This window comes from Streptomyces sp. NPDC060000 (assembly GCF_042737375.1).
GTDB lineage: Bacteria > Actinomycetota > Actinomycetes > Streptomycetales > Streptomycetaceae > Streptomyces.
On the sequence record NZ_JBHWUU010000140.1, the window covers coordinates 1 to 11,759 of the forward strand.

General features: G+C 69.7%; 12 protein-coding genes and 5 pseudogenes. 10 read left to right on the plus strand and 7 right to left on the minus strand.

The genetic code is table 11. The annotated features are described in order from the left end of the window. From ACFWBB_RS41215 to ACFWBB_RS41225, 3 genes and pseudogenes are all read left to right on the plus strand, one after another. Positions 1–101: pseudogene (locus ACFWBB_RS41215) on the plus strand (IS5/IS1182 family transposase); the annotation flags it as partial. A 438-nt stretch (positions 102–539) separates the two neighbouring features. Continuing rightward, a complete protein-coding gene (locus ACFWBB_RS41220) occupies positions 540–1,781 on the plus strand; it encodes a serine hydrolase domain-containing protein (RefSeq protein WP_385284022.1) in 1,242 nt (413 codons plus the stop codon). A 375-nt stretch (positions 1,782–2,156) separates the two neighbouring features. Further along, positions 2,157–2,273 (plus strand): annotated as a pseudogene (locus tag ACFWBB_RS41225) (IS5/IS1182 family transposase); the annotation flags it as partial. A gap of 184 nt (positions 2,274–2,457) precedes the next feature. Here ACFWBB_RS41225 and ACFWBB_RS41230 read toward each other — a convergent pair. The 3 genes and pseudogenes from ACFWBB_RS41230 to ACFWBB_RS41240 all read right to left on the minus strand — a co-directional run. Beyond that, positions 2,458–2,559 (minus strand): annotated as a pseudogene (locus ACFWBB_RS41230) (IS5/IS1182 family transposase); the annotation flags it as partial. An 80-nt stretch (positions 2,560–2,639) separates the two neighbouring features. After that, a complete protein-coding gene (locus tag ACFWBB_RS41235; protein WP_385284025.1) occupies positions 2,640–3,092 on the minus strand; it encodes a hypothetical protein in 453 nt (150 codons plus the stop codon). A 268-nt stretch (positions 3,093–3,360) separates the two neighbouring features. Beyond that, on the minus strand, positions 3,361–4,743 hold the full coding sequence (locus ACFWBB_RS41240) for a hypothetical protein (protein ID WP_385284029.1): 1,383 nt from the start codon (positions 4,741–4,743) through the stop codon (positions 3,361–3,363). Positions 4,744–5,110: 367 nt separating this feature from the next. On the opposite strand from ACFWBB_RS41240, the pseudogene ACFWBB_RS41245 reads away from it, so the two are divergent. The 4 genes and pseudogenes from ACFWBB_RS41245 to ACFWBB_RS41260 all read left to right on the plus strand — a co-directional run. Further along, positions 5,111–5,503: pseudogene (locus ACFWBB_RS41245) on the plus strand (competence protein CoiA); the annotation flags it as partial. A gap of 154 nt (positions 5,504–5,657) precedes the next feature. After that, positions 5,658–6,446: a hypothetical protein gene (locus ACFWBB_RS41250; protein WP_385284053.1), complete on the plus strand. Its 789-nt coding sequence runs from the start codon at positions 5,658–5,660 to the stop codon at positions 6,444–6,446. 263 nt (positions 6,447–6,709) lie between these two features. Then, positions 6,710–6,982 (plus strand): hypothetical protein, encoded by a 273-nt coding sequence (locus ACFWBB_RS41255; RefSeq protein ID WP_310436771.1) that lies wholly within the window; start codon positions 6,710–6,712, stop codon positions 6,980–6,982. Beyond that, entirely contained in the window at positions 6,982–7,380 is a 399-nt protein-coding gene (locus ACFWBB_RS41260) for a hypothetical protein (RefSeq protein ID WP_385284032.1), read from the plus strand. Before ACFWBB_RS41255 ends, ACFWBB_RS41260 begins: the two co-directional genes overlap by 1 nt. Positions 7,381–8,240: 860 nt before the next feature. On the opposite strand, the pseudogene tgmC reads toward ACFWBB_RS41260, so the two are convergent. Then, a pseudogene (tgmC, locus tag ACFWBB_RS41265) lies at positions 8,241–9,435 on the minus strand (ATP-grasp peptide maturase system methyltransferase). After that, on the minus strand, positions 9,432–9,806 hold the full coding sequence (locus ACFWBB_RS41270; protein WP_385284035.1) for a hypothetical protein: 375 nt from the start codon (positions 9,804–9,806) through the stop codon (positions 9,432–9,434). The pseudogene tgmC and the gene ACFWBB_RS41270 overlap by 4 nt, the downstream one beginning before the upstream one ends. 215 nt (positions 9,807–10,021) lie before the next feature. Between ACFWBB_RS41270 and ACFWBB_RS41275 the strand changes: the two genes are divergently transcribed. Continuing rightward, positions 10,022–10,144 (plus strand): hypothetical protein, encoded by a 123-nt coding sequence (locus ACFWBB_RS41275; protein WP_385284038.1) that lies wholly within the window; start codon positions 10,022–10,024, stop codon positions 10,142–10,144. A 13-nt stretch (positions 10,145–10,157) separates the two neighbouring features. Further along, positions 10,158–10,457, plus strand: a complete 300-nt coding sequence (locus tag ACFWBB_RS41280; RefSeq protein ID WP_385284041.1) for a DUF6087 family protein — start codon at positions 10,158–10,160, stop codon at positions 10,455–10,457. A gap of 10 nt (positions 10,458–10,467) precedes the next feature. Here the strand turns inward: ACFWBB_RS41280 and ACFWBB_RS41285 are convergent, their stop codons facing one another. Beyond that, entirely contained in the window at positions 10,468–10,962 is a 495-nt protein-coding gene (locus ACFWBB_RS41285) for a hypothetical protein (protein WP_385284044.1), read from the minus strand. A 160-nt stretch (positions 10,963–11,122) separates the two neighbouring features. Continuing rightward, positions 11,123–11,383, minus strand: a complete 261-nt coding sequence (locus ACFWBB_RS41290) for a hypothetical protein (RefSeq protein ID WP_385284047.1) — start codon at positions 11,381–11,383, stop codon at positions 11,123–11,125. Between the two features lie 44 nt (positions 11,384–11,427). On the opposite strand from ACFWBB_RS41290, the gene ACFWBB_RS41295 reads away from it, so the two are divergent. Further along, entirely contained in the window at positions 11,428–11,640 is a 213-nt protein-coding gene (locus ACFWBB_RS41295; RefSeq protein WP_385284050.1) for a hypothetical protein, read from the plus strand. Positions 11,641–11,759 lie beyond the last annotated feature (119 nt).

Below are 11,759 nucleotides of genomic sequence, written 5' to 3' on the forward strand. Positions count from 1 at the left end.
GGCTCCGCATCCGCTATGAGATACGCGCCGACCTCCACCTCGGCCTGCTCCAACTCGCCTGCAGCATCATGTGTTTGAGGCGACTCCGGACCTCAATCTGAAACGATCAGTAAGGCCCATCGGGCGTCGGACAGGTCGCTGGGGTACGGCTTCCGCTGACTCACGCCGTAGCGTGATCATGGATGTGGCGGACGGCGCCGTTCCGCTACTGCTGGGCGATTCCGGCCGATTTTCAAACCAGACGGACTTCGCGCACAAGAACCGGAGCAAACGGGCGGCCGAGTCCGTAGCTCGATGAACGCGAGAGCGTGTATACACAGGGCAAACAACTCAAACATGACAGCCGCGAAAGTTACTTACCGGCGCAGAACATCTCTAAATGCCCACTCAGATCCCGTCTTCGAACCCCCGTCGTGTACCCAGCCGGCGGGGGGTAACCCCACCTTCAAGCAGGTGGTTGGCGGTATCCCGGTCCGGACCTTGATCGAAAATACTGGGTCCAGATCAGGTCGCCCCCCACCAGTGACGGGAGTTTTTTCTTGTACGAGCACGGACACACAGCCAACGGGTCACGTACGTCCACCAGGGGTGGCCGCAGCCGCGGGGAGCACAGGCTGCGGGTCGCTGTCGTCGGGGCGGTCGCCACGGTCGTGATGAGCGCCGGTCTCGCCCTGCCGGCGTCGGCTGTCGGCAGTACGGATGCTTCCGCGACACGAGGCGGGCACGCGGCCGCCCGAGCGGCCCTGGACTCGGTCGTCCAGGACGGGGCGCCCGGGGGCATCGTGCTCGCCGAGCAGGGGCGCGACATCTGGGCGGGAGTTGCGGGCACTGCGGATCTGGCAACCGGCCGCAAGCCGCAGGCCGATGACCGCTTCCGGGTCGGTTCGATCACCAAGACGTTCGTGGCCACGTCGATGCTCCAGTTGAAGGAGGAGGGGAAGCTGAGCCTGGACGACACGGTGGACCACTGGCTGCCGGGCCTGGTGCAGGGCAACGGGCACGACGGCGGCAAGATCACGCTACGGCAGATCCTCAACCACACCAGCGGCATCTACAGCTACACCGATGACGAGGAATTCAAACGCAAGGAGTTCGGCACCGACTTCCTCAAGCACCGCTACGCCACCTGGACGCCCCGCCAGATCGTCCGACTCGCCATGACACACCGGCCGGCCTTTGCCCCCGGCGACGACTGGAGCTACTCCGACACCAACTACGTCATCGCCTCCATGGTGATCCAGAGGGCCACCGGCCACTCCTACGCCCACGAGATCGAGCAGCGCATCCTGCGCCCCCTGCACCTGGACTCCACCAGTCTGCCGGGCACCCGCACCCGCGTCCCCGGACCCAGCGGACGCGCCTACTCGAAGCTGACCGGGGAGCTTGCCGGGCCGGGAGAGCCGAACAGCGCGATCTACGACGTCACCGAACTCAACCCCTCATTCGCGGGCGCCGCAGGAGAGATGATCTCCAACAATCGCGACCTCAACCGGTTCTACCGGGCCCTGTTCTCCGGTCGGCTCCTGGAGGAGCCTCAACTGAAGGAGATGATGACGACCGTCTCGATCAAGAACATGCCCACCTTCTCCTACGGCCTGGGACTGATGAGGATGACGTTGTCGTGCGGTACCGAGATATGGGGGCACAACGGCGGCATTCAGGGCTCCATCTCGCAGACTATGGCGACGGCAGACGGAGATCACGTGCTGTCGCTGAACTTCAACGGCGACTGGAACATCCACGAACAGCGCCTCGTCGACGCCGAATTCTGCGGTGTCTGAACTTGACTCGGGGATCTTGAAGGCGTCGACGTCAGATGCCAAGGCGTCGCCAGGGGGTGGGCCGAGGGATCTTGTGCGTCTTGTCGCAGGCCTGTCACCGCTGCCACAAGGGCTGTTACGACCACCCAAATGCAGGGCATTGACGGTACTTCGACCACTCATGACGGGCTGGCCGGCGCGCTGGTTGTTCCAGACGGCGGCAGTTCCGCTGTCGGGTACCTGACCGCCCCAGGTCGTGCCCCTCTTTCGTGCGTTTTACCAGAGGGTGGAGGGTCCCGCGACGACCCAGCCGGCGTCCGTGGACCCAGAACCCCAGTGCCACCTCCATCGTCTGCGCGCGGTAGGTGAGCTCGACGTAGAGGTGGCTGCCGGTGTCCGCTTCTCGGAGTGTCCTCGTCAACCGCCTGCCGGGTGAAGCAACGTCTCGGGCAGCTGCTGGCCCTTGAGCCCGTCTCCCGCCCGGCCGATGCCGCGGACCGGTTGTGGATCGTGGCGCTCACCGCCTTCTGCTTCAGCGTCAGCTAGTGGCCCGCCTGCTTTGCCGTTCTTGTGCGGCTGCAACGCGGCGCGCATGGGAGGCACGCCGACCAGGGAGTTGTCGAGACCGGAGGCTTCGCGGACGGCGATGATCTTTGCCGTGTTCGGGATGTGGCTGGCTGCCGTCGGAGCCTGCCGACTATCCGGCGAGGTTGAGGTTGTGCAGGCGGGCGATGCCGAGCATGACGTGGTGAACGCCGTCGCCCTTGAGTCGGCAGTCGCGGAGGATCTTCCAGGTCGGGGTCTGGCACCCCGCCGTGCTGGGGGGCGTCGACAACACCCGCACCAGCCAGGGGTCTGCCGGGCCCGGTGGTCGGTCAATCAGGGGCGGGCGGCGTTGAAGAGGGGGTCGAGCGGATCGCCCTCGTACCCGACGACGAGGCAAGCCGCTGCTACCGGTCCCCGGGAGCGTTCCACGAGCCGGGCCAGGACCGTCGCCGCGGATGGCAGTTCATCCAGGTCGATACCGAGCGCCCGGGCCGCACAGTCCCGTCGCCGTGCGAAGTCAGGCAGGTCCTCTCGGTACTCGTCGGCGACCGCCTGGAGTTCTTCGGGCGTCCGGCCTGGAGCGTCTCGCCACCACGGCGCCACGAGACACAGCTGCACCAACTCCGGCAGTCCGAGCGCGAGCAGGCCGGCCTCGCCGTCAAGGCCCACGTACACCACTGGACGTTCCTCACCGCCCTCGCCGACGAAACAGAACGCGTCCCCCGACCCGGCTCGCGCGAACTGCTCCAGCCGGGCCCCGGAGGCGAGCCGGACCCCCTCTTCCAACTCGTGAGAGTCCGGGTCCGTCGCGTCGAGATCCGCGACGCCGGCAAAAAACGCGACGGCCCTCTCATCGGTTCCCAGAAGGGACAGCAAGGCACCCGGCACGTCGGGCCTCCAGGTGGGCGCAACTGACCTGGCCGGTGCGTTCGATCCGTTCACCCGGCCACCGTATCCCTGGCTTGACAGCGGTGAGTTGGTGGTGCGGCCAGGAGCCGATCTGACTGCATCTCGGCTGTGGGCGGCGATGGCAATCACGGCGGCAGTGCTGGGCTCAGCTCCGGATGCCGTCCTGTGGCGGTGACTCCTGGAAAAAGGCGCGTAGAGGTTCGTCAACGGCGCGCGAGCAACTGGTGTGGGCTGCGGCATCGAGACGAGGTGCGAGGTCTTGAGTGTCGCAGGGGGTGAGGATGAGCCAGCGCAGGACGACCTGCCGGACGAGCAGCCTGAGCTCGCGCAGTTCGGCCTCCTTCTGGTCGGCGAGCAGGTCTCCGTGTACGTACTTCGAGCGCGCGCTGTACGCCTTCTGCACTCTGCTCTCGACGCCCTCGCGCACAGAGCTGGGGAACAGGGCCGCAGTCCGGGTCCGGATCCTCTCGCTGATGCCCTCGTGCTTGTCGTCGGGGCTGACCATCAGGGCTTCCAGCGCGATGACGTAGTCCAGAAGCCGCTCGTCGGCTTCTTCCTCCCACACACCGTCATCTCTGTAGGTGCGCTGGTAGGCCTGCAGCAGGTGACGGGCAGCTCGCTCCAAGCGGCGGGCGCGCTTCCTGGGAAGACTCCGTCCGCTGGGGATGCCGTCCATGACCGCGTCGATCTTCGCTGTCACCGCGGAGCAGAAGGCCTGTAGCCGCGGGAGAGCGGCTGAAGCAGCGTAGAAGCTGCCTGTCTCGCGGACTTCGACTTCTTCCGGGATGCCGTGACGGTCCTCGTAGATCTGGATGGTGGTGGGCACCTGGCTTCGGTTCAGGTCGAAGTAGCGGCCGCGCTCGACGCCGAACACCGCGTCGACGTGCAGCAGTTCCTCACTCCACAGGATCAGCGGCAGCAGCGCCCTCCAGTGCAGGGATTCCGGGCGTGGACCGGCGAAGTCGAACCAGCCGGTGTCCCTGCGGTCCGGCGCGCGCTCGGGGTTCGGGGCGTGGAGAAAGGGGGCACCGGCCAGGAGATCGAGGTCGAGCCCGCCCGGCTGGAGGCCCTGGAGGGCCGGCATGGGGCCCAGCTGCCGCAGTTCGTCGGCGGTGAAGGCCTGCAGGGTGTAGCGGCCCAGCGGGACCCGTGTCCCCACGGGGAGGTCACCTGTGAGGAGCAGCCAGTCCTCCGCTGCCGGAGCGGGGGCTGTGCAGAAGGCGACGAAGCTGTCCGCGACGTCTTCCACCGGCACCGTCGCGCCCTGGGCCACTAGACGGGTCGCGTCACCCAGTCTCGATCCTGCCAGGAGCGTGGACCATCGGGGCAGCCAGTCACCGTCGACCTTGCCGTAGAGGTCGCGGTGCTCGGATTTCGGCGCGGCGCTCACCACCGCGTTGATCACGGCTTCGAACTCCGGTTGCGTCGACAGTGCTACATCGGTGATGGCCTGGGGTATGGAGGGCAGATCGCGTGCCTGCTCGAGCCAGGTAAGGACGGCCTGACGCAGTTGGGATGTTGCTTCCATGCGGCACGAACGTAGCGCACTTCACCGCCCGCGAGACCCCACTACGCGGGGCACAGCTCTGGGCGGTGAGGCGCGAGCGGATCGAGCAGCGGGGCAGGTGGCCCTTGGGACAGCTCACGGGGCGAAGTCGGGCCGCTCCCCTGAAGCGTGGGCACCCCCACCGGGCCGAGTCAGTCGTGGGAGAGACTGCACCCGCCCGGCGGTGCGCCCTGTGTCCGGCCGATGCTGCCACCGCCGGGCACCGCCAGCAGTCGGCCGGACCGGCTCATCTGCGCACGAACGGCCCGAGCCGCGCGTCCTCATCCGGTGTATCGCCGTCCCAGCGGGAGGGGATGCTGTCCTTCTCGGACCACGCGGGAGGGGGCTGATGGGGTACACCGCCGTGCATGCGCGCTGGGGCCGGCTGGATGCGTCGCTGGACGATCTTGGGTGTGGCCGGTCCTGGGCGGACGTCCACCGCGTGAAAGGTCTGGAGCTGGCGTGTCCGGAGTGCCGGGGAAGGGTGTTCGCGCGCATCTCGCCGCACCGTGCCCGGCACTTCTACCACCAGGTGCGGCCGCGCGACTGCGCGCTGGCGAACGAGTCGCCAGAGCATCACCTGCTGAAGCTGGAGTTGGCCACCGCCGCCCGGGCGGCGGGCTTCGGAGCTGAGCTCGAGGTCGGCAACGAAGCCCGGACCTGGCGTGCCGACGTGCTGGTCTTCGACCGGCAGGACCGGCCGTTCATGGCGCCGGAGGCGCAGTTGTCGCCGATGACGCCGCAGGACGCGCGGATGCGGACCGATCGCTACGCGGCGGACGGTGTGGCGGTGTGCTGGATTGCGGTGGAGAAGCGGCCGTGGGAGCGCGGCGTGCCCTCCCTGCGGGTGGCCGCCCCCCAGGAACCGCGGGGACGCATGGACGGTGCGCCATGGGATGGCGCGCTACACCTGGGCGGCGCCGCACACGCTGAAGACGAAGGCAGCGTGGACCCACGTCTCCTGCTCCCTCGTCGATGCGATCCGGTGGATTCTTCAGGGACGGGTGCATGCCCATACCGGCCAGGACGCCACGGTGTGGTGGACCGCCCGCTCCTACGTCCAACTGGCCGTCGACCGGGCCCGGCTGGAGGCCGACGCCGAAGCAGTCCTTCAGGCGGCCGCCGCCGAGCAACGCCGGCAGGCCGCGGACATGCGGGCCGCTTCCGCCGAACGGCGCAGACTAGCTGCCGAGGACCGCCGACAGGCCGCTGAGGAACAGGCGCGGGAACAGCGGGCGGAGCAGGAGCGGCTGACGGTCTTCTTCGAGCACGCGGGCATGGACGCCGAACTGTGGCCCGCGTTCATGCACATGGTCCGCTCCATCTCCGGCAAGGCCGTCGAGTGCGGCGCCCAGAGCCCCACCCACGGCAACGGGCTGCTCCTCTACAGCCGGCCGCGCAAGGACAGCGCGTTCCAGCTGGCCGGTGTGGTGTGCCCCGACCCCTCAGCGCTCGTCCGGTGGCCTGCGGACCTGACCATCCTGGTGCCCGGCCGAGCCTGGCTCTCGAGGATCGAGGAGGCCGCCCAGAGCCCGCTGAAGGTCGCCGTCTTGAACCCGGTCACCAAGCGCTGCGCCTACGAGCGCGTCGGCCCCGCGTGGGCAAAACCGTCCGACGCCCCGAGACCATCACCGAACGCGACCGGATCAGACCATAACGGCCGAGTCCGGGGATCTGAGAGGTGAGCATCGCGCCGAGGTGCGGCCGACAGACGCCGTGGCGTGTGCGGTCCCGATCAGCCATGCTCTCTGCCCGCAGTGACGTGCCGAAGCATTGGGTATGCGTGACAGCACTCAGAATCCTACGGCCCAGGGCGACCGCCCAGGTTAAATCACAAGCTGAGGCACGAAGGAGGCTCTTCTTCCCGGGACGCACAGGGGGCCGCTGGGGTACACCGGCACCCCACCGTTCCTCTACCTACAGTAGAGGAACGCGGTAGAGTCGGGGCATGGCGGACGAGACGAGCATCAAGGTGAGCGCGGCGGCGCGGGACCGGCTGGCGCAGCTGGCCGCCGAGCACGGCACGACGATCCGGAACCTGGTGGAGGAGCTGGCGCAGGACACGCCGACCAGGGCCGAGTACGCCGAGCGTGCCGAGCTGGCCCGCGCGGAGCTCGCCTCCGCGCTGGGGCAGGCGCCCAGCGCGGAGGCCGAGGCGAAGGCCCGCGCGCTGCTGGAGCGCCTGGCCGGGGCGCAGCACGGCTCGCAGACGGCCGCGTAGTGGCGGCGATTTCGGTCGTCCTGGACCACACGACCGCCACGGCGCTGTACGACCCGAAGGACCCGTTCAACGAGGCGGTCGCCGCGTTCTACGTGCAGGCGTCCGGCGGGCTCGGGGACCTGTCCGCACCGGTGCTGTCGCTGACGGCCGGCGACGCCGAGCGGCCGGGCCTGCTCGGCTACATCAAGGGGCTGCGGTTCATCCGGATCGAGGCGTTCGACACCGACGCAGCCGTCACCGCCACCGGACTGCTGCGGTTCGGGCACTCCTGGGCCGCCGTCCACGCCATCCACGCCGCCCGGCCCTCGGCCACACACCCGGCCGGGCGGTTCCTCCTCACGCTGACGCCCAAGGCGTACGCGGGCACCGGCGTCCAGGCAGTCCACCCCGGCCAATAGCGGACCGGGAAACAGCCGCCTGGGTCGTCCCCTCCGCCTCGGCATCAGCCTGTCCAGCCGCACCGCTTCGCCGGGAAAGGCGCCGCCGGCTTCTGCGTGGCGTGAGCTCACGGCCGCCCCGGCCGGGCCCTGTTCAGGCGTGCCAGTCACTCGTCGTGGTCCCGTGCCTCGGTACTGGCCGAACGGCCATGCGAACCGCGGCCTTGGCACGGCTTGCGGAGCTTTCCCGACGACTGGTAGCCATGTACTGGGAACCCGGGCGATCTGCTCGGCCCCTTCTTCGCTGCCGTTGCCGCCCCCGGCCGCGGCACCAACGGCATCACCTCCCCCCACCACCAAGGCACCGCGGGCCAAAAAGGCCGGCAGGAGCTCCTGGGCAGCTGCGGCCACGGACTCGCCGGTCTGGACCGAGGCGCAGGCGTGGCGCTCTCGGTTGCTGTGCGCCGCGTGCGACTGCGACCTGCGCCAGCGTGACGACGAGGACCGCCTGGCGTACAACATCCCGGCCCCTGAGAAGCCGAACAAGATCCGCCTGGTGTGCGGGCGCTGCTGCAACCACGGTTTGGACCAGATGCAGGCCCTGGCCGGCACGGCGGGGCAGCCGTCATGACCGCGCCGAACACCGAGGGGCAGGCGGACGACAGGTGCCTGGTGGCCGTCTACTTGGAGCGGCGGGCGAAGCTGCTGCACCGGCTCGTGGAAGCCATTGGCGATGAGTCCTCCCGCTACCTCGCCCAGGATGCCGAGGACCGCGCCGCGGCGGCCCGAGGCCCACACCCCGCCAGGACTGAACACGACCAGGCGCCTGGACGAAGGTCCGTCACGTCCCTCCGTCCGGGCACCTGGAAACCACGGGCCCGTCAGGGCCTGGGCAGCGGCAGGCCGGGCAGGTGCGGGTGCCGCAGGTGCTGCCCGCCGTCGTAGACGTGCAGCGTGAACGTCTCCGGCCCGGGCCAGCCCGCCTCGTCGTACGCGGACAGCACGCGCTCGATCCGCTCCCACAGCCGCACCGGGCCGCCCTCGCGCACCTCCCACCGGCCGTCTGTGGGGGTGAGGGTGGCAGCGGAGCCGGTGACGACATCGACCAGGTGCACGACCTCGCCGACCGTCGTCATCTGCGCGTCCGGCACCGCGCCCTGGGCGAGGAACCGCAGGTGGAACGCCTCCTCGGTCGCGGCCGTGATCCGCTCCGGGGAGTGCCGGGCTGCCCGGCCCGTCTCCGGCAGCCCGGCGGCCCAGTGGGCGGGATTGCCCGAACGCCGGCGCCGCGTGCGTACGCGCGGACATGAACGACACCGTGCCGCCCAGCAGCTGCCCCTCGGCGATGCCGTCCTCCGCCACGGTCAGCAGGACGCGGGCGTAGCCGTACAGCCAGCCCGACAGCGTGAGCAGGATCTTCCCGCCCGGCCGGGCCTGCGCCAGCAGCGCGGGCGGCACGGCCCGGAAGGAGCAGGCGGCCACGATCCGGTCGAACTTCGCCTCCGGCCAGTACCCGTACAGCCCGTCCGCGACTGCGAGGGTCGGTGTGTACCCGCATGCGTGCAGCGCGCTCGCCGCCTGCTGAAGCCGGTGCGGATCGACCTCGATGGAGGTCACCTCGGCCGATCCGAGGCGTTCGCAGGCCAGCGCGGTGGAGTAGCCGGTGCCGGTGCCGATCTCCAGCACCGTGTGGCCTTCCTGCACGTCCGCGTCGGCCCACATCCGCAACACGAGCGACGGCAGGGTGGACGACGAGGTGGGCGCCCCGCCGTGCCGCATCTGCGGCTGCTTCCAGTCGGGTTCGTCTCCGTCGAACTGCGTGATGAGGGTCGTGTCGGAGTACGCGGCGGCCAGCCAGCGGCCGTAGTCGAGCTCGGCGGTGACCGGCTCCCACACCGTCAGGCCCTGCACGTCGCGCTCGTCGGTGGGCAGGTAGAAGCCCGGCACGAACCGGTGCCGCGGCACCGTCGCCACCGCCTGCGTCCACTCCTCGCCCAGGCCGTCCTCGGTGAGGGAGCGGGCCAGGTGGGCCCGCAGGCCGGCCGCGTCGGTCTCCAGGTCGCCGCTCGTGCTCACGGCGTACCTCCGTTCTGCAGAAGGTCGGCGAACGCCTCGGTGATGGCGGCTTGGTCGGGCAGCCAGCCCCACTGGCCGTTCGGGTTGCACTCGATGAACACCCAGTCCTCCGCCGCGTCGCCGTCGCCGGTCAGGGCGAAGTCGAAGCAGCCGAAGACCAGGCCGAACGCGGTCAGGTAGCGGTGCAGCGCGGCCTCGATGGCGGCCGGGACGCCGATGGGTGCGTGGAGCAGGGCGTCCCAGTCACCGCGGCGCCAGTCCAGCGCCCCGTCCGGTGCGGCGATCTGCTGGGCGAACACCTTCTTCCCTACCACCGTGACGCGCACGTCACCGGTCTTGGGGATCTCCGCCTGGAACAGGTGCGCGGTCACCGCGAGGGAGTCGTCGAAGATGTCGGGGTCGACGCGCTGGGCCCAGATCGCGCCGGTGTGCCCGTGCTCGTCGCTGGGCAGCCCGCGGAACGTCTTGTAGATGACGGGGCCGTGGTCGGCGGCGAACTTGCGGGCCTGCTCGACGTCGTTGGTGACCAGCGTCGGCGGGATGGCCAGGTCGAGCTGGGCGGCCTGCTGGAGCTGGGCGGGCTTTGGTGGCCTCCCGGCTCAACACGCTGCTGGACGCCGCCCGCCCCTACCGCACCGCCGACGTCAGCGAGGTCCGTACCCGCGCGCAGGATCTCGCAGCAGCGCGCCCGACGCCGGTCGCGGCCTGAGACCATCGAGTCCATGGGCAAGCACTCCCGACCCGGACCGCCGAACCAGCCGTCCCGCGCGACACCGCGCCTCGACCCAGACGATCCGCTCGCGCCGTACGAGAAGCGGCGCCGCCCGCCCATGGACGTCTGGCGCCAGCACCGCCCGCTCCACGGTGGTGGCGGTCACCTCCGCCCCGAGGAACCGCGGGCCCTTGAGGAGTGGAACGGATTTTCGTACGAACCCGCGGGCGCCGCCGCGAACCTCGGGGACGCCCAGCGATGGGTGAACGAGCAGACGGCCAGCACCGGCAGCGGGGAGTCCGCCGCCTGATCCGGTCACCCTACGGTGTGCCGTCGAGTCCCGAATCGGTGCCGTTGAGGTTGCCGACCTTGCGGCGGTAGCGGCCCTGGGCGGCCTTCTCGGACTCAACACCGAGCGCCGCAGCGATCTTCTTGAATGTCAGCAACGGCTTGCCCGTGCGGGTACTGGCCGTCCGGGCGGCCAACAGCAGGGAGCCCTCCAGGCCCTCCAGGTCGGCGCGGGCGACCTGGAGGAGGGCGAGCGCAGCAGCAACGTCGTCGGCGCGATCTTCGGGCACCTCGGTTTCCCCGACGGCATTCTCCCAGTAGGGGTGGGACACGAACATGCGGCAGGCCTGGTCGGCGTGGACTGCGTGCAGCAGCACGGACACCGATGCCTGGGGAGTTCGAGCCTGGATCTCGGGCAGGGCAGCGGCGTAGTCCTCGGCCAGGCGGGCGAGCAGCTCCGCCTGGTCCTCGTCCATCACGTACGGGACCGGCCGGGGCGCACGGGTCGGCTTGTCAGTGGTCGTCATGCACCCACCCTCGACAACACAGCACCATGCTGACAACGTCGCGCTGTCAGCGCAGTGTTGCCTTTCAGGGGCGCACGCCGCGTTCTCACAAAGGAACGTCATGAGCGACCAGCAGCACCCCACCGACCCCGTGCTCCCCCGCTGAGATCGTGCGTCGGTTTCAGCTGCTGATGCCTGAGAATCCGCAGACCGCGCCGTCGTTGACGTTCTCGTTCTCGTTCTCGCTGGAGGGGCTGGAGCCGGCGGCCGCCCTGCGGGCGCTGCGCCTGCACCGGCCATCGCGGCCGGCGGGACCTTCGAGGTGCGTACGGGCGCGGGCGCCGTCGGCGGCGGTGAGGTCCCGCCCTCGCCCGAGGCCGAGTACCGCGACGTCGCACAGCTGCAGCTGTTCCTCGAGGATCTGGAGGTGATGCAGCGCCACAGCGAGCAGTACTTCACACCCGGGCCCCGGTCACAACCGGCTGGATGCAGCCTCTGCTGCGCGGCCTCCCGGTCACCGCCCAGCAACTTCGCGAGGACCGAATCCTCGAAGAGGCCGCCGTCACCGGCGCTGACCCGCAGCACCTATGCGCGGTGTTCAACATCACTCCGGAGACCGGACTCCGCTACACCCGCTTCTTCCACCCCGACCCCGCGGACAGCGACGACACATCCGGCTGCAACATGGAGACATCGTGACCGACCACCACGCTCACCTGCTCCCCGCCATCGTCGAGCTCGGCGGTGAGCTGGAGCTCCCGGCTACCCGTAACGGGCGCTTCAGGGGCGCGGTCATCCCAGAAGGCTGCGCGGTCAGC

What these genes read in the sequence shown, in the direction of transcription:
- ACFWBB_RS41240 (WP_385284029.1), bottom strand. Translation starts at nt 4,743, where the DNA reads ATGGAAGCAACATCCCAACTGCGTCAGGCCGTCCTTACCTGGCTCGAG.
- ACFWBB_RS41250 (WP_385284053.1), top strand. Translation starts at nt 5,658, where the DNA reads ATGGCGCGCTACACCTGGGCGGCGCCGCACACGCTGAAGACGAAGGCA.
- ACFWBB_RS41255 (WP_310436771.1), top strand. Translation starts at nt 6,710, where the DNA reads ATGGCGGACGAGACGAGCATCAAGGTGAGCGCGGCGGCGCGGGACCGG.
- ACFWBB_RS41280 (WP_385284041.1), top strand. Translation starts at nt 10,158, where the DNA reads ATGGGCAAGCACTCCCGACCCGGACCGCCGAACCAGCCGTCCCGCGCG.
- ACFWBB_RS41285 (WP_385284044.1), bottom strand. Translation starts at nt 10,962, where the DNA reads ATGACGACCACTGACAAGCCGACCCGTGCGCCCCGGCCGGTCCCGTAC.
- ACFWBB_RS41295 (WP_385284050.1), top strand. Translation starts at nt 11,428, where the DNA reads ATGCAGCCTCTGCTGCGCGGCCTCCCGGTCACCGCCCAGCAACTTCGC.